Here is a 25,039-nt window from a genome sequence, read left to right on the forward strand (position 1 = left end):
CTATTTAGAGTGTCTGACACGCTGTACCTTTTTATCATCCCTACGCATCAGGTAAGGAGATTCGGGCAATTCCGGAAGAAGATTGTCTATAGTGTTAATCTGCCCGACCACTTTCAACAACACAATAAATGTTGACAATGAAATATTGCCAACTGTACCATTCTCGAATTTGTGGATGGTTGTAAGTCCAATACCGGATTGCTCAGAAACATCTTTCTGAGTAAGATTGCAACGAATTCTATATTCTTTAAATCTGTTACCTAATAGCCTTACAAGCTCTGGTGTGGAATATTCATAGAAATCTACCATACAAACCGTTTTATATATCACTATAATGATAGTTACACAAATTATATGCATTAATCTTCACTATTGTGAATGTTACAAATGCAAAACTATATAAATTCTGAGAATAAAACTAATTTTTCAGAGAAAACTTATCGTCAAATTATCGTGATTGATTATAAATCATTCATATAAACCATTAATGACGAGCTCAAGAATATAGCACAAGTGGAACATTCAAAACACAGATTATTTGATAACTTCATTGTCAACCTCTTGAGTGCAATCACTGCATACTGTTTCTAAAAAAAAGCTGTGTATCAATATGATTAGAACAATTGATACACAGCTTACCTTATTTTGAATTCGTCGAACTCACGTTAATATTACGACACCAAATTCTGAAAACAATGAGACAAAAAATTTGATTATTTCGCAATTCGGATACCGAACAACATGTTTCAAACTTCCCGGGAAGTACAAAGTCAACTACAAAACTGGAAAAATGATTTTCTACTTATTCAAATCCAGCACTATTTTTTTCTCCATAGGCGGGAAACAAATATGATTATCACAGCATTGGTAGGTCATTATACAACTGACTTTTCCTGTACCTATTCCTTTTATCTCCTGTTTGAAAACCACCTCATCCTCATAAATAGTGGTTCCGGCATCGTTCAATGCTTTAAACGAAGGCCGTTGCAATTCGCCCTCTTTCTGGTATCCTTGAGGCAACTCTATCTTCAACTCTGTAGGTATATAAGGGTCAATCGTTGCTACTTTAGCATATATGTGATAATTCGTATAAATTTTCACTCGCACTGCAATGCATTTATTCCCATTCGGCAAGTTTTCAACAGCAGCCTCTATTGCCACAGGATTCTTATCATCCGTTGTCAATTCTGATTTTTTCTCTTCTTCCTGTTGCTCTTTTACCTGATAATCATTACCAGGGATATTCTTATCACGGGTATTGACCAGATAGAGCCATCCTCCAGCCTCTGTAAAAAATATTTTGTCACGATTGGCAGTCAACCAATCACGCCACTCTTGTGCTGTACTAAAACGACACAGAGTATAACGTTTCAGAATTCTCTTAGCCTTATCAACTTCCTCGCCATGCTCCAACATGGAAATCGTCTTATCCAACAAACGAATATCATTGTTTGGGATACCCAGACTCTTCACATCTTCGTCCACCACCAGATTATACATACCTTCCCCTCCATAGAAATAATCATAATTATCCTTATAGTATCGTGCATAAGCAACCTCATCCATACCTAATTTTTCAAAAAGTCTTTTTTGATAACGTTTCAAGAAATCTTCATAAGACATTGGTTTTTGGGGCTTAAATGCCAAAGCATCCTTCTCTATACCTGACAATATGTTCCCTTTTGCCAGCTTCTCCAAAGCTTTTTTCTGCTCCATTAACATGCCTGCCTCCCACTCTTTATCAGATTTTACACGTTCTTTCCATGCTGTAAGAGTAGAAAGGTAAGCCACCTCTTTTATATACTCTTTAGTTGCAATCCGATCATTGTACTTGCGTGCAATGGGTGTCTCCCCGGCAAATTGCGAAATATAGACAATAGCATTTGCCAGCACAGTCTTTGCCTCCTCGGTCATATATTTCGGAGAGGCCGCGAAACCCCAATGCAGAAAATTTCCATGCCGACCAATCGCTACAGCATTCAATGTTTTGGCACACACACCACTAGATATATACTCTGCATCCGGAGAATCTTCAAATCCCCAAGGGCGAGCCACCATGCCAATCCGGAAGCCTTCGTCCGTCTGATATCCTCTGGTCTGCACCCTCCACATCAAAATGGAGTCTGGGATTGTACCATCATAATAATAAGCATAGTGATAAGCATCCGGAGGTGTCGGGCGCATTTCCGTAGTCATCTTCACTGGAAAAGGCTTATGGAATATGGGATGTTCTGTTCTAAAATGATGAGCGTGTGCATCCAAACACAAACAATACCAATCTGTCTTCAAACCAATGGAACGCCCCACAATATCCCCCAACTCTCCAATCAAAAGCATTGGCCTGTCAAAATCTGCAGGCAAATAACCTGCACGCACATATTTTACAACTTCTCCATTTTCATTCTTGATCCTCCGCTCAGGAGAAATGGCAGCGGGTCTTCCGTCCATTACAGTCACATCATAATCATCCGACATTTTTGCATAGTAGTCCTTGGCATCCACAGACGTCACAGATATAAAATACTGCTTCAGCATCTCTTCAAAAGCTGCCTTACGCTCATTTATGCTTTTCTGCAACACTGCAGCATCTACTTCTACGCCATAACCGCTTGCGATATCTGCCGAACCTCCTACATACAAAACCTTCAAATCACTTTTTTTCACATTACCCCATCCCCAGTAGTAAGAACAGAGAAATAACCCGATAAGCAACAAATTCTTTTTCATATTCCGTTATTCATTATTCTAATTCTTCATAAAAAAATCCTCTCCTTCACCTCCGATAACCTATTTCCCTGTCCACGCAGGCTTTGCCAAATACATTTTCCAATTTCTCCGATTTGACTCTTGGGCAATTTCTGACAAATAAAGCTTATCTGCGTATTTTTCAATGTTAGGGAAGAGGGCAGTGTAACATCACTGCCACTCAAAATCAATAGGTGTTCTGCTTAATTAATCCCAAACTACTTTCTATTTCCGTATTATGTATTGGAGCTGCATATCGGCGCGAATTCTTATCCAACGTATAAGTCTTTACTGCTTCTTTTCCTAAAATAGTCGCATTGTTATACGGATAAAACTCTCTTTTAATCACCACATCATCGCTTGCATCTTCATTATTATTAAGTCGCCGAAGATCATACCAACGCATATTAAAAGGCATTTCTCGACGACGCTCTTCCAAAATCTTACGGATAGCCTCTTCTTTAGAATGTGCTGTCAAATTAATCACGTCAGCAGGAGCACTTACATCCATACGTTTGGCTCTTAAAATATTTACAGTATTCATCGCTTCTTGAAACAGCCCCTGTCGGGCCTGACACTCTGCTTTAGTCAAAATCATCTCGGCTACAGTCATTCCAGAAGGAACTCTATCTTTAAAAAAGAAGATATAACCAGGCCATTCATAAGCCGGTGTTGTCAATCCTCTATCATAAGAATAATTTTCCACTATGTGATATTTATAACGCAAATCATAATCCTTATCATACAGTGCCAACAAATCCTTGCTCGGCAGATACCACCAAGATTCATGATTCAACATTCTGAAATAATAAAACTCCTTCCACTCCAACATATCCGTCATATCAATTTGATTGTCGTGTGTATACGGATACATTATCTCTACCTTTTCCTGATTAGGCAATCCAACATTGATAGTCACCTCAGATTTGTTCGCACTATATCTCATGTCGGTATTGTAATTCATCAGGACATTGTGTTCCGCCAAAGCATTTTCTGCATACTTCAATGCTTCGCCATAATTATTAATCGACAAATAATATCGGGCAGCAAAAGCATTTGCTGCAGGCTTGCTACCACGCCAAGTACGATATTTGTTATTCACCATTTCAAGCGAATTCTGCAACTTCAGTGCGCCGGTCAGTTCTGATTCAATAGCCTGATAAGTTTCCTCCAAAGTGACCCTGATTGTTGGTTCGTCAAAACTGACTGAATTTTTCAATACTAACCCTAACTCTCCTTTATTAGCTTCAGTATAAGGCAAACAATAGGTATTTACCAAAATCCAATAACTATATGCTTTAATCAGATGTGCTTCAGCCTCCAATATTTTTTTCTGTTCCTCATCTCCAGTTACCTTTCCCAAATACTCCAACACCATATTAGCAATAAAAATCTTCTTATATTCGTTTGCCCAAAAATTTTCTCTTGTGTCATCCGGCAAAAATTCCGTATCCCATGTCGCAAATTCTACGCCAGCAATACCATATGCGTTGGATTTTGCATCATATATTTCTTTATAAAGGCCATAATCATCTGTACTATAAATTGCCGTACGATTTGCTTCTTGATAAAAACTACTATAATTGTTCAACAATGTTTCCAGATGTTCCAACGTTGTAGGTACCAATGAACTGGTCTTTGACGGCTTCATCTCTAGGAAATCATTGCAAGATATCATACCCAACAAACAAAGCGACATGAACCACAATATATATTTATTTCCTTTTTTCATAATCTTACATTTTAAAAATTAAATTTCAAACCCAATGTATAAGATGCTCTCGGACGGATTGTTCCTCCATTCATATTAGTTGGATACTCTGGATCCTCATCATATTTATTCTTTACAAATGTATGCAGATTGTTCCCTTGTAGGCTCGGTAAACAACGCCTTTCCGCTTTACAGCGGTAGGTTTTCGTTTATCTGCCCCCGAACCGTACTTACACGTCTCCATGTATACGGCTCTCCATCTGTAACATCATTTTACTTATCACAGCTCTGGATTTTTGCGTTACACTCCGCACATACGACCAAAGTCTTTCTGTGCATATAGAGCATTTTGCGTTCCCAGTCATTTTTACCTTTTAACTCTTTGAGAGTGCGGACATGGTGCATTACCACTTCTCCGTGCTTGCCACATAGTTCGCACGTTTTTGTTGTAAGCCTTTCTATCAAACTTAACGATGGTGTTTTGAACATATACGGCAGATTGTCACTTGGGGCTGTTTCACAATCCGTTTTACGGGCGTAACCCTCATTGTAGAATACCCTGTACTTGGTTTCTCCTCCCTTGTTTACAAAAGGCACGGCAAAGAGATTGTCCTTGCGGTATGTTTCAATGACTTTTCTCACTGACATATTCAGCTTTTGAGCAAGAGTTTTGTACATGGAGAACTTCATAATACAGCCGAAAGAGCGTCCCAAAGCCGATGCATTGTTTGCTATTGAGTAATAGTTGTAGAACCCTCGTATTTCGGTATTAAACTGAGATACAATCTCGTGCGCTTCATTGTCAATCATATAAGTCCTGCCTTTTGACACCCATGTTTCCTTGCCGCGTTTGGTGACAACTTTCATGGCTTCGAGGCTGAGCAGTTTATTCTTGATTACTTCTCTTGAAACGTGCAATATCACGTTCCCGTTGAAGTATCTGCGCACTGTTCCGTTACTGTTTCTCTTTGTGGCATAGTCTTTACGGACATATATTTCGTAACCCAAAATTTTGCGCTGTCTTGTGCATTTGTAATCAAAGTCTTTTCCTGTGACATCTCCAGCCTTAACTTTTCCTGCATAAACTTGGTGATGTCAGCTTTGATTGTCTCACATTCGTTTTTCGTTCCGATAACCCCGATTAGAAAATCATCGGCGTAGCGCAGATATCTCAGTCTGCGAAAATTTCTGTCCATATCGTTGCCACTTGGCATTGTTAGTATCCGCTTCTGCTTTTCGTGCAGTTCTTCTACCATCCTTGTTCTTACGTTTACATCCTCTACTTCATTTATCCTACGTTTTAGGTAGTGTACTCTGCTGTTGAGTTTGCAAATATCCTTGTTGCGGCTTCTTACTGTCCCCTTTTAATTGAATTTTGTTGGCATATTCATTCATGTACTTATCGAACTTGTCAAGGTATATATTTGCCAAAACAGGGCTTATGATACCACCTTGCGGTGTCCCTGAATAAGTCTTGTTGAATTGCCACTCTTCCATGTACCCTGCATTGAGGAATTTCCGTATCAGACGAAGAAATCTGTCATCTGCTATTCTGCCTTTCATTATTTCTATCAGCACATCATGGTCTATGTTGTCAAAGAAGCCTTTTATATCTCCCTCGATGAACCATTTTGCACCGTTGAAATTATTTTGTAGACTTTTCAGTGCTGTGTGGCAGCTTCTGTTTGGTCTGAAGCCGTGCGATGTCCACTCAAAGTGTCCCTCATATATAGCTTCAAGCACCATTCTTACTGCCTCTTGAACCAATTTGTCTTCAAAAGACGGTATTCCTAACGGACGCATCTTCCCATTCTTTTCGGAATGTAAATTCTCTTTGCAGGATTGGGACTATAAGTCTCATCCTTTATACTCTCTATGAGTTTGTTTATCCTATCAATGCTCATTTCATCCTCTGTTTTGCCATCAGTGCCGGGTGTCATGTTTCCCGGCTTTGCATACATACGTTGGTAGGCGGCAAAGAACATCTGTTCATTGAATAGAATACGGTAGAGCCTTTCGTATTTATACTCAGGCTCGTTGCTGTGTCCAGCTAAAATGTTTAATACTTGCTCTGGATTTCTCATACGTCTCTCACGTTTTCCGTTGTTCGTATTAAAGTTACAGACTACTTCCCTTCGCCATGTACAAGGCTTTCCCTTGCTCGGACTACTACGGAAGTTCCGTTACCATATCGGATATTCAAAAGCTTTCTTTATAGCTGTTTATTCCAGCGTTCCGACTTAGGTAATCCCCAGTTAGTTCTCTTAATAACTATTAGCACGGCATACTGTCGGATGCGACTTTCGTTCTTGTCCGCTTATTGCGGCTGTGTCATAGTCGGTTCTTTATGCTCTGCACTAACGCACAAAATAGGCAGAGTACTATGAAACAACGTATGTATAATAGTCTTCCGTTGTTGCAAGATTTGGTACCACTGAACTATCGTTCAACCAATCAAGGCTTCATCCTTATGTATGCCTTTTCGTCTTGCCCCTCAGTCGCCACTTGACTATTAGTGGACTTGGAGCTTTAATCAGTATGCTACACTCCCCATCGGGTTTCCCCTTTGGATAAACTGATTGACGATAGGATTATATCGAACCCAATCCTAACTTCTTGCTAAAGAAGTATTTATTAAGCGACCATTCTGGGCGCACGTGCATAAATTTGGAAAGAGGCGATACCAATTTTTGACAACCAGCGAGATGGCATGTTATAAGTGATATTAACCTCCTGAATTCTGATATGCGATGCACTTTCCACCAGATAATCCATATAAGGATAGAAACGATCCCAAAAATAGTAGCGTGGTTCCTCTTTGTCAAATGGAATTGGAATCATTTTCATAGGGTCGGCTTCCAATACCTCTTTATACATTTTATTAGGTTTAGCAGAACCTCCTGACATACTCGGATAGTTGAAAGAACAACGTTTAAACTTATGACCAAATTTACCTGTAATAATAAATGAAAGATCAAAATCGAAAATCTTAAATGTATTGGAGTATCCCAATGTATACGGAGCCACCTTCGTTCCCATATCCAACATATAATCCCGACCATCACCTGGTGTCCAAGTTGTAAAGTCATATAAATCTTCGCCAGCCCCCTGCACAACCGGCTGCCAATTAGGATTATCGTCCGTACCTTTATTCACAACACCGGCATATTTAAACGTCCATAGACTATTAGAATTATGTCCTTCCACGTATGCCGAAGTTCCTCCTCCATAAAGATCGTATGCATTATACGTTGCTTTATACAAACTAATAATCTTATTTTTATTGTAAGAAAAATTCAAACTTCCTGTCCATGTGATATCCGCCCCCAAAATCGATAAAGTTGAACCGACCTCCAATTCAAGACCGCGATTTGCCATTTTTGCCGTATTCAGTTTCTGTGATTTTGTTCCATTAACAGCCGGAATTGTCATAGAAGTAATCAAATCTTTACCTTGTTTGTTATAAACGTCCAATTTACCACACAATTTACCTCCCCAAAAAGAATAATCCACACCAACATCCCATGTCCCTGTTTTTTCCCACCTTAAAGAAGGATTACCAAAGCTACTTACACTAGAGGTAATTTCATGCGTATAGGTATTCTGTGTAGCAGAAACGCTAATTAAAGGACGGAAAGAGGTTGATTTATCCACATTACCGTTGTATCCGTAAGTGACCCGTATATTCAAACGATCTAACCAAGCAAAATCCTTCATAAAATTCTCTTTTCCAATCTGCCAGCCCAAGCCGACAGACCAAAATGGAGCATACCGATATTTCGGATCATCCGTAATCAAATTAGACGCATCAGTACGAATACTTCCAGATGCAGTATATTTGCCGTCAAAAGTATAGGATGCATTACCAAACAATGAAAAATAACGGTCTGTTGTATAACTGAATGCATTTGTATAGTTGAATGTCTGACTCCACCCCATCCAATTCTTGGTTTTTGTCGGTCCATTAGGGAATAAACCAACTGTCAGACGGTCATCATCGTATCCGTAAGTGAGCGGATAAGAGGTTGTCTGTTTTACCCTTTGATTCACTTCTGTTCCCACAATTACACTTACGTCGTGTTTATCGGCAAATGTATAATTGAAATTCAACTGATTTCTAAAGCTATAGGCTCTGATTTCCTCCTTTGACATCTCTTTGATTCCGCCAACTGGCAAATTCGCCGTAATCTTATCTATTTTATGGTCCCACGTAGATGCCTGATTCACAGTACTGCGTACATAAAAAGTCTTGTCATTATAGATATTCTCTATATTTGTATTATACATTTCATATTGAATCTTAGAATCCAATGAAAGTCCCTTCCATAATGACACAACCAATCCTGTCTGAATTCTTGCATTCAATTGTTTTGTCATCAATTTCTGATTTTCAATTTCGGTAATCGGATTATAAGTCCAATCTGCATATGGAAATTTTTCCATTGGCACATGGCGTTCCAATATTGGCATATAATAATTATGTGGAACAGAAATACGCTCTCCATTTTCACCTACTAACATATCGTATGGAAACAACCCCAAAATGCCGTTGCGGGATCCGCTATTGTCAATCTCGTTATATTGTAACATTCCTGAAAAATTGAAATCCAGCCATTTGAAAAGTTTTACATTAGTTCTGTAATTCACTAAAAAGCGGTCTGTATTGTTTTCCTTAAAATTATTCTTTTCGTTTTCATACATCAACGACAACATATTAGTCATTCGATCTGTTACTCCAGATATATTCACATTATATTGCTGAGTTACAGGAAGCTGTAGCAAATATTTTTTTATCTGACTCTTATTGTCTTGCATTTTCAGTTTTTCCAGCACTTTGTTCATGTCACTCTCGCTTATAAAGCCTAAGCGGTGTTCATTCATGGCAACTACAGCCTGAGAATATCCACTCTGTGCATTTGTATAACTATCATCAATTGGACTCCATGGGCCACCAAAAAAATTCGTTGAAAAACCTCTCTGTTCATAATCCACCACGTCGGCAGAAGAAGCAAATGGACGATAAGTATCTAAATCCAATTTACGAGAAATCTTTGCAAAAGCCGAAACATTCACACGAGCCCCTTTAGTAGTTTCCTGTTTACCTTTCTTAGTTGTAACTACAATCACACCATTAGCTGAACGTGCCCCCCAAATAGAAGCGGCTGCTGCATCTTTCAAAATTGTAATACTCTCCACATCATTAGGGTTTATAGAGCTAAATTCATCTTCTACAGCAAATCCATCAACAACCACTAACGGACGTGCATTATCTGTGTTCAAACTGGTCTGGCCACGAATCTCGAACACCAACTTACCGTTGCTATCCAGACGATTCTGCACTCCAGCTGTTGTTCCAATCAAACGAGTCGCAATATCCGAGGTCGGCTTAGTAATCTGGGCAACAGACACAATATCAAACGCTCCGGTCGCACGTTCGCGAGAAATCGTCTGATAACCGGTAACAATTACTTCTTCCAAAGCTTTGGTGTCACTCTCCAACACAACATTCAATACATTAGAAGTACCCAATTTCACTTCTTTGTTTTTCATTCCAACAAAAGAAATCTGAAAGATTACTCCTGCAACGTCATCCACTCGAATTTCAAATTTACCATCGATATCCGTGGCTACACCGGTCTGGGTTCCTTTCACAATAATAGAAGCTCCAGGAATCGGTTCACCCTTGCTATCTTTTACCGTTCCGACTACCGTGCGTTTTTTCACCGACTGCGGAATTACTTGCACAAACTCGTCTGTACGATTACGCACGATAATCACATCATCCTTAAACTCATATTCTAAATCTTTGCTTGATAATAGGTCTCTCAACAAAGTCTTTAATTGAACTGTTTTAGCGTTTACGCTCACATTCCCTTTATGCTGCACTACATCATAATTATACAAAAAATCATAACCTGTCTTTCGTGTAATTTCATTGAATACTTCCACAAGAGAAACATCCTTCATTTTCAAGCTAATCATACCCTCTTGGGAATAGACTTCAGCTGAGACTGAAAGTACTCCGAGCAATAAAAAACAAGCCAGATAATTCATACGCCAAAACATTTTTTTTAACCATATCTTTTCCCACAATATGGTATTCTTTAACCATCTTTTTTTCATACTTTTGTAAAGTTTAAATTAAACGATAGCCTCTCTTGCTTGCCGGCATTCCAGAGGCTCAAGTTTCAACCGGAAATACCTCCCTATTTCCGGTTTTTGTTAACACCTACGATTATTGTCCGGTTTTCAATTGTAAAATCTACATCATTCGTCAGTTTTATCATTGTTAATAAATTTGTTATATCTTCATATCGTTTCACCCGTCCTGAGAAACGCAATTTTTCTGCATCATCAACAAAAACTACATGAATGTCATACCAACGTTCCAAGGTTCGCATTATCTCACCTAAAGATTGCTTGTCAAAAGCATAATACCCGTCCTTCCAGGAAGTGTACAGTGCTGTATTAACTTTCTGCACACCAATATCCGACTCACCCTTTTTGCAAACGGCCTGCTCTTCCGGTCGTAAAATACAATTCTCTCCCTCTTCGTTCACCACTCGGACTGTTCCATTCACCAAGGTTGTGAATACTTCTCCGCTTTCCTGTATCGTTGAAATATTAAATTCAGTACCCAATGCCGTCACATCTGCTCCATCTGCACAAACAATAAACGGACGTCCGGCGTCTTTTGCCACCTCAAAATAGGCTTCTCCCTTTAAAAATATTCTGCGCTCGTCTCCACCAAAGGCAACAGGGAAACGCAATTCCGTCTCTGCATTCAGCCACACATTACTGCCATCTTCCAACTTTAATTGATATTCTCCTCCACGAGGAATTGTCAAAATATTATATTCCAACTCATTATTATTTTTCTTGACTCCGGCTTCATATTCAAGGACATTCCCAATATTCCGGATTTTGCTGCTATCCTTGCTTACAAAATGTCCCTCTTCCTGTAAGTCCAACTGCTCGCCTGATGCTAAAGTCAATACAGCTTTCGGAGAACCCGGTACAATTGGCGATTCTACAACTTCAACTTTTGCAATCTGTTCATCTTCTTTTTCAATCAGCAACAATACACCCATGCCAAGTGTCAATGCAACAACTGCCGCATATCCCCAACGTACAATTTGCCGACGAAGCTTTATCATTTTATGGTTTTTCACTCTACCACAATTTTCCTCCCAGGCTCGTTGTATATTTATGGAGTCTTTTAGACTACCTTTATTTCCTTCGTAGAAAGTCTGCAACCCTGCATATTCATCCCGGTTCTGCTTATTCTCGTCCAACCAATTATGCAAAATACTTACATCTTCCGGAGATAACTCTTCGCCATGAATTGAAGCTGCTATAATTTCCCAAATCCTATTTTCCATGCTAACCTAATTTTGGTCTTCTAATATTACGACACCAAATTCTGAAAACAATGTGACAAAAAATTTGATTATTTCGCTATAAACATTGGGCTTTGTGTAAATCAAAAGAATCTATTGTAACCATCAATGCAAAAAGCAATGCTGAAAAATGGACGGAAGGAATAGATAAATTCAGACAACAATTCTTTTGCTTAGTAGTATATCTCTATCTTTCAAAGATTTATAAATTCATTTTATGGCAATAGGTAATGGATTTGCAACGTGCTATCTTCTACATCTTGCTTCAAATAGAAGTGGAGTGATTAGCTGATGACAAAGGCAAGTAAAATAAACAATTTATCAGTCTATTTCACTTCAATTCTTTCTTTATCTTTCACTAAATCAAGAATTGTATTACTTTCAATAATCTCATTCAGCAAGTTACCAGCAAGTTAGAAATAATATTCCAACCTCTGTTAATCAGCTACATAAACATATATATTGTGAATGCAGCAAGTTACCAGCAAGTTAAATCAGCCCCATATTGGAATGTATTTCATGTAGCGAGGGGCTGTATTGGGGTCTATGGGTTTTATTAGTTTGTTTTTTAGAACCTCTTTGATTAATCGTGAGATACTGCCTGATGAAGATTCCGCAACCCCAAACCTTTCCCTCAAAGAACTATTTGTAAGAGCGTCTCCTTCTATATACTTTATGCAAGCATGTAAGTATGTTGCCCATATTTTATCTTCCATCGGGATATTGGTGAAATCTAAATGAGAAAACAAAGAAACCTTGGTTGATTCTTGATATATTTGAATTCGCGGAGCTGGCAACTTTTGCAATTCACAACTAATAACCATTCTATCCCATCCACGTCCCAATTCTTCACACATGTTCAACCGACGCATTAAAGATGCTAATTTTTCGTTTCTTGATTTTGGTGGATTATCCACAATTCTCATAATATCAACTAATGGCGTTCCTGAATTTGTAACCTCTACCCGATTCTCGAATACTTCGATAAGTGGTCCTGTTCCAGTAATGAAAAAATCCTGATGAATAAGACTATTGGCTATTGCCTCTCTAATAGCAGGTATAGGATATGTGCTTATAGACTTTCTGCGAACAGAGTCAATATCTTCTTTTGAAGGCAACAGTGTATTTACATATTTTACTGCATTCTCGAAGCTAATGGCATACCCTTCTGTCGTTGTTTCTTCTTTTAATATTACAAGCCTATTAAGCCCATCGTATTGTACTATTCTTATTGCTTTCCGTCCTACACGTGGAAATTCAGAAAGTCTCTTTGCGAAGAGAATAGCCCCAAGGTTTGTTATGGCATACAAACCATTATCTTGTTTTGCAATAATGCCGTCTTCGACTAAATAATGCGCATATCTATCAATACTTGTTGGAACAGGCATATTCAGAATATCAAAATATGCCTCGCAATTTAAGTAACGAGGAATATCTTGCAATTGTATATCAGCTATTGCGTAAGCATCTTCAAATTGCTGGTTTCTCAATCTATCCCATAATTGAGCTTGCAATGCAGGAAATTCAATAGCTTTCTTCGTATAACTGCCGACTCGTATATAGTCTATCTTTTCAAATGTAACAGGGTTTCCTACGGCTTTTGAAATAACCAGCATTTCAACATGCTTGCCGTCAATATCAACTGAATGCATCTCGAAATCGGCATTTTTGGAAAGTAGATAGCGTAACCAATTTTCAAGTTCCTGATTACCTTTCTTCTCTTTTTTCAAATTAACTTTCGTGCCAATTATCTCGTGTGTATTATCATCAACACCCCATATCATATAGGCATAACTTCTATCTGCAATAACTGCACTATTGGCTAAAGCACTGATGTCTTCGCCAACCATTTTGGGATCGCAATTGTTATGTTTGAACTCTACCCAACCTGTTTCTTGTGGTAGTTTACACAATTCAAGTACCAACTTATCCAAATTTTCCATGTGCCTATAAAATCACTTAAAAATAATTCAATCTTTAAAACAACTCATTTTCTTCCATACCCTGACCATCTGAGTCTGTATTATTCACGATGCCTTGTTAATCCAAAAGTTAGGCATAGAAGTTTTGTGCCGATAAACGGAGCTACATATTTTTTACGCACCCATCTTCTATCGTTCACCCCAAGCATATTAGCTATTTCAACGACACTCTTAGGTGATTTACAAAAGTCAAAAACCTTTTCTTGGGGTGTAACGATATTCGACGGATTGTGTATCTTGTTGTGATTTGAGGTGAAATCCTCTCCACTTGGGGTGCGGATGTTTTTACACCACCAGTCAATGAAAGCCTCCATTGTCCCACGGCGATAAAAAACATTCGCAATGGTTGGGTTGGCAGGAAGAGAACCGATTTGGTCATTCACGAAATCCAGCCATGTCATACCAAGCGGAAATGCTCCCGGATTTTGAAATACTATGCGGTCATCATATATGGCCAAACTCGGAGTTGTGTTTTCGGCATTCCAAGAACGATGGCAAAGCATATTGATTGTAGCCTCTTTTATAGCTTCATATGGAACCGTCAACGTATCTTTTCTGTATTTACTATCCATCCGACCTGCCAAATTCAAGTGTTTCAAACAAAAACCCATAACGGCATCAGAATTGAGAAACGCACAGGCAGTCTCCATCCCTTTGTAGAGTTCTCCGGTTGTTTTCTTCAATTCCAAAGTTCTTGTTTCGTCTTTGGCTATCAGCTTTCTTACATCATCAAATGTTATCATAATCAAATTAAATTGGTTTGATTCTGCTTCTCTAATTTGTCTATTTCTCTTTCCTTCCGGAGTTTCTACAGGTTTATTATTTTCAAAACAGTGATTCACTAAAATGACCTCGTACCCTATGATTTTAACTTCTCCTTCAGCATTAACTTTCTTATGAGTGAGTAAATGACAATTTATTGATAAACCATTTTTAAGATAATTGAAATGATTATCCGCATGATGTCCGTCTATAAATTTTCGACCTAAAGTCGGTGTTATAGTTGATAGCTGTGAAAGCGAGTCTATCAAATAGTTTTTCATCGAGATAGCGTCTGTTGAATTTATAGCAGAACTCATTCAGATAGTATTGTAAGTATTCGTTTTTAAGCTTATGATGAACGTCCAACAGAAGCCTTTTGGCATTGCTTATTGCAATATGCACCCAGGGCAGGAAGACTTTAACCGCTTCTTTGCCGGAAGTGACCGCCTTATGGCTCTTGACGAGTTTATCAAACTTGATATATGATGTGGAATCGTCTGTAGTCAGTTCTACTGACGGCTCCAGTTGCTCTTTGACAACCTTGGTAATTGTCTTCGACCCCAAATCTGATATGACCTGCATTTTGAGGTGTCCGACTGCTTTATTGGGTCTTCCTCTCTTGGGAGTTTTCGTAGAATAGGAGCTTTCAACCATGACCAGAATCCTGGCTTTCCTTTGACTGCCACGACCTCTTTTCAACGGTTTGTCCTTTTCTTCTTCTTGAAGCTCCACAGTGAAGAAACCTTCGTCCAGTTCTACAGAACCGGTCAGGCGGTAGCGTTCATCACGCTTTCCCATGACATCCCGAAGCTTGCAGACCATCTCCCAGATGGGTTGATAACGTTTGTGACCTAACTGGCGACGGATTTCCTCTGTTGAAAAGGATTTCTTAGTGCTTGTTAGCAGGAACATGGCTGCTATCCAGTAACGGAAAGGCAGCTTGCTATGTTCCATAACAGTTCCGGAGCGTAATGATTGCCTATGATGGCAGTGCTTGCACTCAAAAACAAGTTTATTGGCATCCCAGCGATGTTCCGTACAGCCACAATGTTTGCAGACAATACCTGATTGTTCCCTCTGTTCCTTCAGATAAGCAATGCAAGATGCTTCATCGGGGAACCGTTGCATGAAATTTAGTATGTTCATAATGATATTTCGGATTAAAACAACATTATGAATATACTGAATTTCAGCAAAATACGCAAATATTTTTGTATAAATATTTATCATTAAAACATTCGTATGATGTTAAATAAATTAACGGACATTATACGGATAATCATATAATTGAATTATATATGCAAAGGTAATGAATTAACTTCGTTTAATAATAGAAGTAACTCATTTTTTATTTTGCACATATTTCTCGACTTTGAAAGGAAAGGTTTTAGCAAGGTGTTTGTATTTTCCCTTTCGCCTTTGCCGGATGTCCCACTGATGTCCCAGCACCCTCTTACTCCCCTTTTACATTAATCCGTTCCTAACCCGAAGCTCATCCGAAGCTCAACCGAATAACATGCCTCGAGTTTCCCGGAAGGTATGGGACAACTATGAGGTAGGGAAAGAGAGATGTGAGAGAAATGAATTAGAAATGAATTAGAGAGGAGGATTATTTGCATATCTCTGTTTTTTTTACGATTATTGCTATCTGTTTGCATATTTCATAAACGAGATATAATAAATGCAACGACACACCAAGTAATGGAAAAAGAACAGAACATTCTGAAAGAATTGCAGGAAGGAGACGAACAAGCCTACAAAGACTTGTTTGCGACCTATTTCGCCGACTTGGTGCTATATGCCAACCACTTTTTGAAAAATCAGGCAGCATCTGAAGATATTGTCCAAGATTTTTTCATCACATTCTGGTTTGAAAAGAAGTTCTCAGGTATAGAAAGCGACTTAAGAGGTTACCTCTATCGCTCCCTACGCAACACCTGTCTGAATCATTTACGCAATGAACAGCGGAAACAAGAGAAGCTTTCACACATACCCGTTGAAAAGGAATCGGTCACTCTTATGACAGCGGAATTAGAAGACAAAGAACGAGAGCATCAACAGCTTTACAAGGCTCTTCATCAACTGCCGGAACAGTGCAAGCAGGTGTTCACCCTCTGTTGTCTTCAAGACATGAAATATCGGGAAGCAGCCGATCTCCTTGGAATTTCAATCAATACTGTGCGAACACAAATGGGACGTGCTTACAAAATCCTACGCAATTCATTGGATAGCAAGTCATTTCTTAACCTGCTATTCCTACGTTTCTTAAAATAGATATTTGCTCTATTACCATTTTCTCAAAAATAAACTACCTTTGCACAAATAAATGACAGAAATGAAACTGGTTATATTAACAGGAGCCGGCATGAGTGCGGAAAGCGGCATCAAAACTTTCCGGGACAGCGACGGTTTATGGGAAAATTACCGGATCGAAGATGTTTGTACCCCTGAAGCATTAGAACGTAATCCGGAATTAGTAAACCATTTTTACAATGAGCGCCGGAAACAGCTCTACGAAGCCCAACCCAATGCCGGTCATAAGGGCTTAGCCGAGTTGGAAAATTATTTCGATGTCCGGATCATCACCCAAAATATCGACGATTTGCACGAACGTGCCGGTAGCAAACATGTTCTACACTTGCATGGAGAACTGAAGAAAGTGAGAAGCAGTAAAAATCCCGATTCGATTTACGACCTGAAAGGCTGGGAACTGAAACCAGGGACCCGTTGTGAAGACGGCTCACTGTTACGTCCTCATGTAGTTTTCTTCGGAGAAGCAGTACCCAATATCGAACCGGCAACCGATCTGGTTCGTCAGGCAGATATTTTCGTCATTATCGGTACTTCACTGGCCGTTTATCCGGCAGCCAGTCTGTTGCACTATGCCCCCGAAGGTATTCCGGTCTTCGTTATCGATCCTAAGATTCCTCAACAAGCACACCGGATGGGCTATCACCTGATTGAAAAAGGAGCTTCCGAAGGAGTACAAGAATTGAAAAATATCTTACTATCCGAAACTCGTTAAAGCATGAATAAAATAAACCATTATAAAAGCTGAATACAAGTGGGAAGAGGTAAAAAACCATTGTTAGAAAAAGTAGAAATACAAAAAATCGCAGCGGAAGGTAAATCCATTGCTTATATCGACGAAAAAGTGTTATTTGTCCCGAATACGCTTCCGGGAGATATTGTTGATGTTCAAGTCACCCGAAAACGTAAAAATTTTATGGAAGGCATAGTCACCCATACCCATCGGTTCTCGGCCTTACGTATAGCCCCGGCTTGTACCCATTTCGGCATTTGCGGAGGATGCAAATGGCAAAATCTCCCTTACGAAAAACAACTGGAATTCAAACAGCAGGAAATCAACGACAATTTGCAACGCATCGGAAAAATAAAACTACAAAATGTTTATCCGATCATCGGATCTGCCCGCCAACTCTATTACCGCAACAAGCTAGAGTTTACATTTTCGAATAAGCGCTTTCTCACCCGGGAAGAAATCAGCAGGGAAGCGGATATAGAGCGTACTCCGGCTTTAGGATTTCATGTGCCGGGACTGTTCGACAAAGTGGTAGATATCGATCATTGCTGCCTGCAAGGATCGTCTTCCAACGAAATCCGGAATTTCATCAAAACTTATGCCCTGAAAAAAGGTCTTTCGTTTTACGATATCCGGGCCCAGCAAGGTTTCCTGCGCACCCTGATCATCCGAACTGCCTCGACAGGGGAAATCATGGTTATCCTCGCCTTCGGACATGAAGATACTGGAGCACGCGAACAATTATTGGAAACGCTTGTCCGGCAATTCCCACAAATCACCTCCCTGATGTACGTGATCAACGAAAAACTGAACGATAACCTAACCGATCAGGATATGTTCTGTTTTCATGGCCGGGATCATATCTTTGAAGAAATGGAAGGTCTGAAATTCAAGATCGGTCCGAAATCTTTCTATCAGACTAATTCCGAACAAGCCTATAATCTGTACAGCAAAACACGCGAATTGGCAGGTTTAACCGGGCAGGAAACTGTCTACGATCTCTACACAGGAACAGGAACGATCGCCAATTTTATCGCCCGTCAGGCCCGGAAAGTGATCGGTATAGAATATGTTCCCGAAGCAATCGAAGATGCTAAAGTCAATTCAGCAATCAACCACATAGATAACACTATTTTTTATGCCGGAGACATGAAAGACGTGCTGAATGCTTCATTCATAAGTAAACATGGACAACCGGATATTATCATCACCGATCCTCCCCGCGCAGGCATGCATCCGGATGTAGTCCAAACGATCCTTCAAGCCTCTCCCGAACGTATTGTCTATGTCAGCTGTAACTCAGCAACCCAGGCCAGAGACTTGCAAATGATGGATTCTGCCTACGAAGTTATAGCTGTTCAACCGGTCGACATGTTTCCACACACTCATCACGTCGAAAACATCGTCCTGCTCAGGAAAAGAGAGTTCTCCCAAACTGATTCGTGTCAGCCCTAGAGCTTTCTAATCGACGGAATCGTTCCTTTTTTGATTAGCACACCTATGGTTCTGATTGAGATTTTTCATCGGCACCGTAGGTGCGCTTATGAATATCAATAATTCGTAAGGAACATCGGACCAAAAGCCTGCATGCGGATAAGGGAAGTATCCAAGTTTCCGTCCGGAAGGCAGTTCCCGTACAAACTTGCCGATATAAAACTAATATCCGCTTCTTTGACAAACGTATAAAACGGAGGGATGAAATAAAAAAAGCCAGGATTGGTCAGGACCAGGAGCCTGTACAATAGCCATGGTCAATCCGGGAGATGGCAATTTCACCGGAACTGTTGTCAATTCTTCCTTAAAAACAAAAAAGGTAAAAGCCCCCCGTACGGTAACTTCTACCTTTTTATATACAACAATACAATCAAACAATTATTTTTCCAGATATGCCCGGATCATCCAAGCCGTTTTTTCCTTTTTCTCGATCATATCTTCCAGGAAATTTGTCGTACCGGCATCATCGGTATCCTCTTCTTTCTCGAGTTGTTCGATGTCCTTACGGATTTCACGAATTAACGTATCATTGTCCTGACTCAGGATAGCCAACATCTGTTTAGCTTCAGGCAGAGGTTCCGATTCACAATGTTCTTTAATGCGGTTGTGCTCCAGATAACCGGCCAACGAACCGATGGGACGTTCGTCCAAAGAACGGATACGTTCTGCAATAGCATCAATATCTTCAATCAACCCATTATACAAATCTTCCATGAAAACATGGTAAGAATGAAAACTTACCCCTTTGACATTCCAATGGTAATTCCACGTCTTTGCCAATAACACAAAATGGTCGGACAGCAAATTATTCAATACTGTTTTGCTGGCTCTCACCATACCTTCATTTAAACCAATATTAGCAGCCATAATAAATATTTTAACAATTAGACTTCATTTATGTATGGCTATATAACGCAATAAATCAGTTTTTGTTACGTAATAAACGATTGAAATAAAAGCCAACGGGACTTTCTCCCCCAACCCGGCAGTTCAAAATTTCAGGGCTCAGATCTTTTTCAGCCAATTGGCCAACAAATTAGTCCACTGGTTATGGTATTCGAAATTATTCCGCATTCCCCAGCCATGCCCGCCTTTATCAAAAATATACAATACAGCAGGCACTTTATTCTTTTTCAAAGCCTGATAAAATACGACACTATTCATCGAAGGCACCACTGTATCGTCATCGCTATGAAATAAAAGTGCAGGTGGGGTCTTGGCAGTAACATGTTGTTCGTTCGAGTATTGTGCAATAGCTTCGGCAGAAGGATTCTTACCCAACAGAGCTTCACGAGAACCGCTATGTGTCAACCCGGCAGTCATGGAGATCACTGGATAAAAAAGAATCTGAAAATCAGGCCGGGAACTATATTGCTCCAAACGGTCGGTAGTTCCGCTCTTTCCACTATCGAAATGCGTCGACACGGTAGAGGCCAAATGCCCGCCTGCAGAAAATCCGGCAATTCCAACTTTCGCCGGATCGATACCCCATTCCTCACTACGGCTCCTTACCCACTTCATCGCACGCAAAGCATCGGTCATCGGTATACGATCATGTTGGTTAGGCATCCGATATTTCAATACGATACCTGTAATCCCCTGCTTCACCAGCCACTGTGCAAATTCTTCACCTTCATATCCCATAGCCAGATAAGTATAACCACCTCCCGGACAAATCAAAACAGCCTTGCCCGTATTTTTAGCAGGATCAGGATGAAAAACCAACAGTTCTGCTGTACTATTGTTCGAAATTCCGCCCTGATCATCTACCGTACGGTCCACTTTAATGCCATTATTCTCTTTTACTCCCTGGGGCCATAAAGGAAATACTTCCGGTGTCTGAGCTCCGGCAAGCATAGCACATCCCAAAACAAAACTCAGCAACAAGAACTTCAATCGTTTCATTTTCACAGCTTTAAACATTCTTATTCTACAATTTATAAGGCGAATAAATATAAACATTTTTTATTTTATCCGGTTTTATTTCAGAATCTTCTTTAATTTTTTTTACTTTGTAAAAAAAGAAATCATGTGGCAAAACATAATTTTTGTAGGCCTGGGTTCTATCGTCGGAGGGGTTTCACGTTATTTTATCTCTGAGTGGAGCCGGCACCTATTTCCCTCAAGCTTCCCTTGGGGAACTTTTATTGTAAATATCGCCGGTTGTTTCTTACTCGGTTTGTTAAGTGGTTTTTTCACTTCCCATCCTGCTCCGGTCTATCGTCTCTTTTTTACCGTAGGATTCTGTGGTAGTTTTACTACCTTTTCCACCTTCTCATTCGAAAATCTGCAATTACTAAGCAATAAGGCATATGGTTTATTTTCATTAAATATCGGACTGAGCCTCATTTTAGGCATACTTTTTGCTGGACTGGGATATTTGATGACCAATAAGTGAAAAAAGACAGTAAAACATGGATTTCAGTATTATAGACCCACATACGAACGCAGTTTTTCAGCAAATACTTTCACGTATCCGTCGTCTTCAAAGCGGAGGGACGATCGATAGCCTGCAAGACATCGGCGCTAATACCGATCATCAGATCGGTGCCAGTTACGTTTCCCTGAAAGAATTGTCAGCAGCTTATCCGCCCGATGAAAAATTGGCCCTTTTGTTATGGAATCAAGGACAAAGAGAAGAGCAAATCGTGGCCTGCCTGCTTTTCCCTCAAGATTTAAATAAAGAAAAAATTACGCAATTAGCACCTCACTGTCTCCATTTTGAAATTGCCGGTTATTTAGGTTCGCTTTATTTATATAAACGCCCGGATTTACTTGAATTAGCGGAAGAATGGCTCAATTCAGAAAACCCGTTCATGCAGCTGGCAATCATGACAGCCCTTGCCAGATACCTCATTTTAAATAAAGAGAGTGACAAAATATCTAAAGATTACTTTCGTACTGTTGTCAACCGGAATTATAAAGACAAGTATGTTCAGTTAGCAGCCGAACGCTATCGTTTTAACATTTAATAAATGTTAAAGCTGGCATTTAATGAGTAGTAAGAGATTTTTAATAAGAAAACTTTCTTACTTTTGTGAAGTTATTACGGAAAAAAAGTATTAATAAATCGTTTAATATAAATTTACTACTATGTCAAAATTAGATTTAAGCAAGTATGGCATTACCGATGTGAAAGAAATCCTTCACAATCCTTCTTACGAGGAATTATTCAAAGCCGAAACCGATCCCTCTTTAACCGGGTATGAAAAAGGCCAGGTAACCGAATTAGGTGCTGTAAACGTAATGACAGGTATTTATACCGGTCGTTCTCCTAAAGATAAATTCTTTGTAAAAAATGAAGCCAGTGAAAAAACTGTTTGGTGGACTTCAGAAGAATACAAAAACGACAACAAACCTTGTAGCGAAGAAGCTTGGGCCGATCTGAAAGCAAAAGCTGTTAAAGAATTATCAGGTAAAAAATTATACGTTGTCGATACTTTCTGCGGAGCAAACGCAGGTACTCGTTTGAAAGTTCGTTTCATCATGGAAGTTGCGTGGCAGGCTCATTTCGTAAAGAATATGTTTATCCGTCCTACCGAGGAAGAATTGGCCAACTACGGCGAACCGGATTTCGTTTCTTTCAATGCTGCTAAAGCTAAAGTAGACAACTACAAAGAACTGGGTCTGAATTCAGAAACAGCAACTGTATTCAACCTAAGAACCAATGAGCAGGTGATACTGAATACCTGGTACGGCGGAGAAATGAAAAAAGGTATTTTCTCTATCATGAATTACCTGAATCCGTTACGTGGTATCGCTTCTATGCACTGCTCGGCAAACACCGATCTGGAAGGTAAAAACACAGCTATTTTCTTCGGTCTGTCCGGAACCGGTAAAACCACTTTATCGACCGACCCGAAACGTTTGTTGATCGGGGATGACGAACACGGTTGGGATGACGAAGGTGTGTTCAACTACGAAGGCGGTTGCTATGCAAAAGTAATCAATCTGGACAAAGACAGCGAACCGGATATCTACAACGCCATCAAACGTGACGCCCTGTTGGAGAACGTAACTGTAGATGCAAACGGCAAGATCGATTTCAACGACAAATCGGTAACTGAAAACACCCGTGTTTCTTATCCGATCTATCACATCAAGAATATCGTCAAACCGGTATCTAAAGGCCCGGCAGCCAAACAGGTTATCTTCTTGTCAGCCGACGCATTCGGAGTATTGCCTCCGGTATCCATCCTGAACGCAGAACAGACAAAATATTATTTCCTGTCCGGATTTACCGCAAAATTGGCAGGAACAGAGCGTGGAATTACCGAGCCGACACCGACTTTCTCTGCTTGTTTCGGAGCTGCTTTCTTATCACTGCATCCCACCAAATATGCAGAAGAGCTGGTAAAGAAAATGGAAAAATCAGGTGCTAAAGCTTATTTAGTAAACACCGGATGGAACGGTACCGGCAAACGTATTTCTATTAAAGATACCCGTGGTATCATCGATGCCATCCTGGACGGTTCTATCGATAAAGCTCCGACCAAAACGATCCCGTTCTTTGATTTCGTTGTTCCGACCGCTCTGCCGGGCGTAGATCCGAAAATCCTCGATCCCCGCGATACTTATGCTAACGCAAGCGAATGGGAAACCAAAGCAAAAGATCTTTCAGAACGGTTCATCAAAAACTTCAAGAAATTTGAGGGTAATGCTGCCGGTAAAGCTCTGGTTGCTGCAGGACCGAAACTTTAAATTACAAGACTCCCGGAAACGGGAGTTTTTTTTATAGCTTCCCAAAACCTATCAAAAAGCATGTAATTTGAAATAAAATTGCATGCTATTTTTGTGAGACATAATTCTGATCTCTGATTTGATCGATAACATCTCTGAAAATAGGAAAACAGTATTCCGGATTGTTTTGCTTCATATCTAAGAGGAAAATGTAGCTGATAAATTTACACTATCATAATTACCGGGAAACAGAAACTCACAATAATTCCCGATAATAAAAAATAATAGGGTAAAAATACATATTATCCGAATGCCTCCAGAAGACTTCAGACAACAAATACACTTTAGAAGCATTGTTCGGCTCGAACAATTCACTCCAATGTGTCCTAAAAGAAATTCTATTATGAAAAAAGAGGGTGACTTCACCCTCTTTTTCCTATTATCCCATATATCCCTTCATGATTCCCCGCTTACTGTTGCGGACAAACATGATAATTTCATCCCTTTCTCTGGAAGCAGGCATTTCAGCTTCTATTCTTTCGATAGCATCGGAGTTGTTAAGACCCGATTGATAAAGAATGCGGTAAATATCCTGGATTTCATTAATTTTCTCGTTTGAAAACTCCCGACGGCGCAAACCGATAGAATTTACTCCGACATATGAAAGCGGTAAACGGCCGGCTTTTACATAAGGAGGTACATCTTTTCCAATCAAAGAGCCTCCCTGGATCATCACATGTTTGCCGATATGCACAAACTGATGGACAGCGGTCATTCCTCCCAGAATCGCAAAATCGTCTACGACCACTTCACCCGCCAACTGACAGGCATTGGTGATGATACAATTATTACCGATCTTACAGTCATGAGCGATATGGGCATAAGCCATAATCAAACAATTATCCCCGATTTCAGTAACTCCCTTAGCAGCAGTGCCCCGATTAACAGTCACACATTCGCGGATAGTCGTATTATCTCCGATTTTTACAATGGTCTTTTCACCTCTGAATTTCAAATCCTGGGGTACAGCAGCGATCACTGCTCCCGGAAAAATTTTACAATTCTTACCGATATGGGCACCTTCCAGAATAGTTACATTCGATCCGATCCGCGTACCTTCTTCTATCACCACATTTTTATCAATCGTCACAAAGGGTTCTATCACCACATTATCAGCAACCTGAGCTTCCGGATGAACATATGCTAACGGTTGTTTCATTCG

The 25,039-nt window shown here is 39.8% G+C and carries 17 protein-coding genes and 2 pseudogenes; 7 read left to right on the forward strand and 12 right to left on the reverse strand.

What is annotated here, in order from left to right; genetic code table 11:
• Positions 1-309 carry a helix-turn-helix domain-containing protein gene (locus ODOSP_RS09390; RefSeq protein ID WP_013612091.1) on the reverse strand — a complete coding sequence of 103 codons (309 nt, stop codon included), beginning with the start codon at positions 307-309 and terminating at the stop codon, positions 1-3.
• 171 nt (positions 310-480) lie between these two features.
• On the opposite strand from ODOSP_RS09390, the pseudogene ODOSP_RS20525 reads away from it, so the two are divergent.
• Positions 481-649 (forward strand): annotated as a pseudogene (locus tag ODOSP_RS20525) (IS982 family transposase); the annotation flags it as partial.
• A gap of 149 nt (positions 650-798) precedes the next feature.
• Here ODOSP_RS20525 and ODOSP_RS09395 read toward each other — a convergent pair.
• The 8 genes and pseudogenes from ODOSP_RS09395 to ODOSP_RS09430 all read right to left on the reverse strand — a co-directional run bounded on the left by ODOSP_RS09395 (position 799) and on the right by ODOSP_RS09430 (position 15,746).
• Positions 799-2,727, reverse strand: coding sequence for a protein-disulfide reductase DsbD domain-containing protein (locus ODOSP_RS09395; RefSeq protein WP_013612092.1), 1,929 nt, complete (start codon positions 2,725-2,727; stop codon positions 799-801).
• A 205-nt stretch (positions 2,728-2,932) separates the two neighbouring features.
• Positions 2,933-4,477, reverse strand: a complete 1,545-nt coding sequence (locus ODOSP_RS09400; RefSeq protein WP_013612093.1) for a RagB/SusD family nutrient uptake outer membrane protein — start codon at positions 4,475-4,477, stop codon at positions 2,933-2,935.
• A gap of 252 nt (positions 4,478-4,729) precedes the next feature.
• Positions 4,730-6,540: pseudogene (locus ODOSP_RS09405) on the reverse strand (reverse transcriptase domain-containing protein).
• A gap of 550 nt (positions 6,541-7,090) precedes the next feature.
• Positions 7,091-10,579 (reverse strand): SusC/RagA family TonB-linked outer membrane protein, encoded by a 3,489-nt coding sequence (locus ODOSP_RS09410; protein WP_013612094.1) that lies wholly within the window; start codon positions 10,577-10,579, stop codon positions 7,091-7,093.
• Between the two features lie 83 nt (positions 10,580-10,662).
• Positions 10,663-11,838, reverse strand: a complete 1,176-nt coding sequence (locus ODOSP_RS09415; RefSeq protein WP_013612095.1) for a FecR family protein — start codon at positions 11,836-11,838, stop codon at positions 10,663-10,665.
• Between the two features lie 512 nt (positions 11,839-12,350).
• Complete coding sequence (locus ODOSP_RS09420) at positions 12,351-13,799, reverse strand: ATP-binding protein (protein ID WP_013612096.1); 1,449 nt, start codon at positions 13,797-13,799, stop codon at positions 12,351-12,353.
• An 80-nt stretch (positions 13,800-13,879) separates the two neighbouring features.
• Positions 13,880-14,881, reverse strand: a complete 1,002-nt coding sequence (locus ODOSP_RS19915) for an ATP-binding protein (protein WP_157741841.1) — start codon at positions 14,879-14,881, stop codon at positions 13,880-13,882.
• A complete protein-coding gene (locus tag ODOSP_RS09430; protein WP_013611223.1) occupies positions 14,790-15,746 on the reverse strand; it encodes an IS1595-like element ISOdsp1 family transposase in 957 nt (318 codons plus the stop codon). Before ODOSP_RS09430 ends, ODOSP_RS19915 begins: the two co-directional genes overlap by 92 nt.
• A 555-nt stretch (positions 15,747-16,301) precedes the next feature.
• Between ODOSP_RS09430 and ODOSP_RS09435 the strand changes: the two genes are divergently transcribed.
• From ODOSP_RS09435 to rlmD, 3 genes are all read left to right on the forward strand, one after another.
• Positions 16,302-16,874 (forward strand): RNA polymerase sigma factor, encoded by a 573-nt coding sequence (locus ODOSP_RS09435; RefSeq protein ID WP_013612098.1) that lies wholly within the window; start codon positions 16,302-16,304, stop codon positions 16,872-16,874.
• A gap of 61 nt (positions 16,875-16,935) precedes the next feature.
• Complete coding sequence (locus ODOSP_RS09440) at positions 16,936-17,625, forward strand: SIR2 family NAD-dependent protein deacylase (protein WP_013612099.1); 690 nt, start codon at positions 16,936-16,938, stop codon at positions 17,623-17,625.
• A 39-nt stretch (positions 17,626-17,664) separates the two neighbouring features.
• A complete protein-coding gene (gene rlmD / locus ODOSP_RS09445) occupies positions 17,665-19,098 on the forward strand; it encodes a 23S rRNA (uracil(1939)-C(5))-methyltransferase RlmD (protein ID WP_013612100.1) in 1,434 nt (477 codons plus the stop codon).
• A 417-nt stretch (positions 19,099-19,515) separates the two neighbouring features.
• Here the strand turns inward: rlmD and ODOSP_RS09455 are convergent, their stop codons facing one another.
• Together ODOSP_RS09455 and ODOSP_RS09460 are read right to left on the reverse strand one after the other, a co-directional pair.
• Positions 19,516-20,004 carry a Dps family protein gene (locus tag ODOSP_RS09455; RefSeq protein ID WP_013612101.1) on the reverse strand — a complete coding sequence of 163 codons (489 nt, stop codon included), beginning with the start codon at positions 20,002-20,004 and terminating at the stop codon, positions 19,516-19,518.
• 138 nt (positions 20,005-20,142) lie between these two features.
• Positions 20,143-21,042 carry an alpha/beta hydrolase gene (locus ODOSP_RS09460; RefSeq protein ID WP_041557303.1) on the reverse strand — a complete coding sequence of 300 codons (900 nt, stop codon included), beginning with the start codon at positions 21,040-21,042 and terminating at the stop codon, positions 20,143-20,145.
• A 124-nt stretch (positions 21,043-21,166) separates the two neighbouring features.
• On the opposite strand from ODOSP_RS09460, the gene crcB reads away from it, so the two are divergent.
• From crcB to pckA, 3 genes are all read left to right on the forward strand, one after another.
• The gene (gene crcB, locus ODOSP_RS09465) at positions 21,167-21,535 is read left to right on the forward strand and encodes a fluoride efflux transporter CrcB (protein WP_013612103.1); all 369 of its coding nucleotides are present in this window, start codon (positions 21,167-21,169) and stop codon (positions 21,533-21,535) included.
• A gap of 16 nt (positions 21,536-21,551) precedes the next feature.
• Positions 21,552-22,109, forward strand: a complete 558-nt coding sequence (locus ODOSP_RS09470) for a DNA alkylation repair protein (RefSeq protein ID WP_013612104.1) — start codon at positions 21,552-21,554, stop codon at positions 22,107-22,109.
• A 121-nt stretch (positions 22,110-22,230) separates the two neighbouring features.
• Positions 22,231-23,838 (forward strand): phosphoenolpyruvate carboxykinase (ATP), encoded by a 1,608-nt coding sequence (pckA, locus tag ODOSP_RS09475; RefSeq protein ID WP_013612105.1) that lies wholly within the window; start codon positions 22,231-22,233, stop codon positions 23,836-23,838.
• A 418-nt stretch (positions 23,839-24,256) separates the two neighbouring features.
• On the opposite strand, the gene lpxA is transcribed toward pckA, so the two are convergent.
• Positions 24,257-25,036, reverse strand: a complete 780-nt coding sequence (lpxA, locus tag ODOSP_RS09480) for an acyl-ACP--UDP-N-acetylglucosamine O-acyltransferase (protein ID WP_013612106.1) — start codon at positions 25,034-25,036, stop codon at positions 24,257-24,259.
• Between the last annotated feature and the right edge of the window lie 3 nt (positions 25,037-25,039).

This window comes from Odoribacter splanchnicus DSM 20712, from assembly GCF_000190535.1.
GTDB classification, from domain to species: Bacteria; Bacteroidota; Bacteroidia; order Bacteroidales; family Marinifilaceae; genus Odoribacter; species Odoribacter splanchnicus.

What these genes read in the sequence shown, in the direction of transcription:
- ODOSP_RS09430 (WP_013611223.1), bottom strand. Translation starts at nt 15,746, where the DNA reads ATGAACATACTAAATTTCATGCAACGGTTCCCCGATGAAGCATCTTGC.
- ODOSP_RS09400 (WP_013612093.1), bottom strand. Translation starts at nt 4,477, where the DNA reads ATGAAAAAAGGAAATAAATATATATTGTGGTTCATGTCGCTTTGTTTG.
- ODOSP_RS09410 (WP_013612094.1), bottom strand. Translation starts at nt 10,579, where the DNA reads ATGAAAAAAAGATGGTTAAAGAATACCATATTGTGGGAAAAGATATGG.
- ODOSP_RS09440 (WP_013612099.1), top strand. Translation starts at nt 16,936, where the DNA reads ATGAAACTGGTTATATTAACAGGAGCCGGCATGAGTGCGGAAAGCGGC.
- ODOSP_RS09455 (WP_013612101.1), bottom strand. Translation starts at nt 20,004, where the DNA reads ATGGCTGCTAATATTGGTTTAAATGAAGGTATGGTGAGAGCCAGCAAA.
- ODOSP_RS09435 (WP_013612098.1), top strand. Translation starts at nt 16,302, where the DNA reads ATGGAAAAAGAACAGAACATTCTGAAAGAATTGCAGGAAGGAGACGAA.
- ODOSP_RS09460 (WP_041557303.1), bottom strand. Translation starts at nt 21,042, where the DNA reads ATGAAACGATTGAAGTTCTTGTTGCTGAGTTTTGTTTTGGGATGTGCT.
- lpxA (WP_013612106.1), bottom strand. Translation starts at nt 25,036, where the DNA reads ATGAAACAACCGTTAGCATATGTTCATCCGGAAGCTCAGGTTGCTGAT.
- ODOSP_RS09395 (WP_013612092.1), bottom strand. Translation starts at nt 2,727, where the DNA reads ATGAAAAAGAATTTGTTGCTTATCGGGTTATTTCTCTGTTCTTACTAC.
- pckA (WP_013612105.1), top strand. Translation starts at nt 22,231, where the DNA reads ATGTCAAAATTAGATTTAAGCAAGTATGGCATTACCGATGTGAAAGAA.
- ODOSP_RS09470 (WP_013612104.1), top strand. Translation starts at nt 21,552, where the DNA reads ATGGATTTCAGTATTATAGACCCACATACGAACGCAGTTTTTCAGCAA.
- ODOSP_RS09415 (WP_013612095.1), bottom strand. Translation starts at nt 11,838, where the DNA reads ATGGAAAATAGGATTTGGGAAATTATAGCAGCTTCAATTCATGGCGAA.
- ODOSP_RS09390 (WP_013612091.1), bottom strand. Translation starts at nt 309, where the DNA reads ATGGTAGATTTCTATGAATATTCCACACCAGAGCTTGTAAGGCTATTA.
- ODOSP_RS19915 (WP_157741841.1), bottom strand. Translation starts at nt 14,881, where the DNA reads ATGAAAAACTATTTGATAGACTCGCTTTCACAGCTATCAACTATAACA.
- ODOSP_RS09420 (WP_013612096.1), bottom strand. Translation starts at nt 13,799, where the DNA reads ATGGAAAATTTGGATAAGTTGGTACTTGAATTGTGTAAACTACCACAA.
- crcB (WP_013612103.1), top strand. Translation starts at nt 21,167, where the DNA reads ATGTGGCAAAACATAATTTTTGTAGGCCTGGGTTCTATCGTCGGAGGG.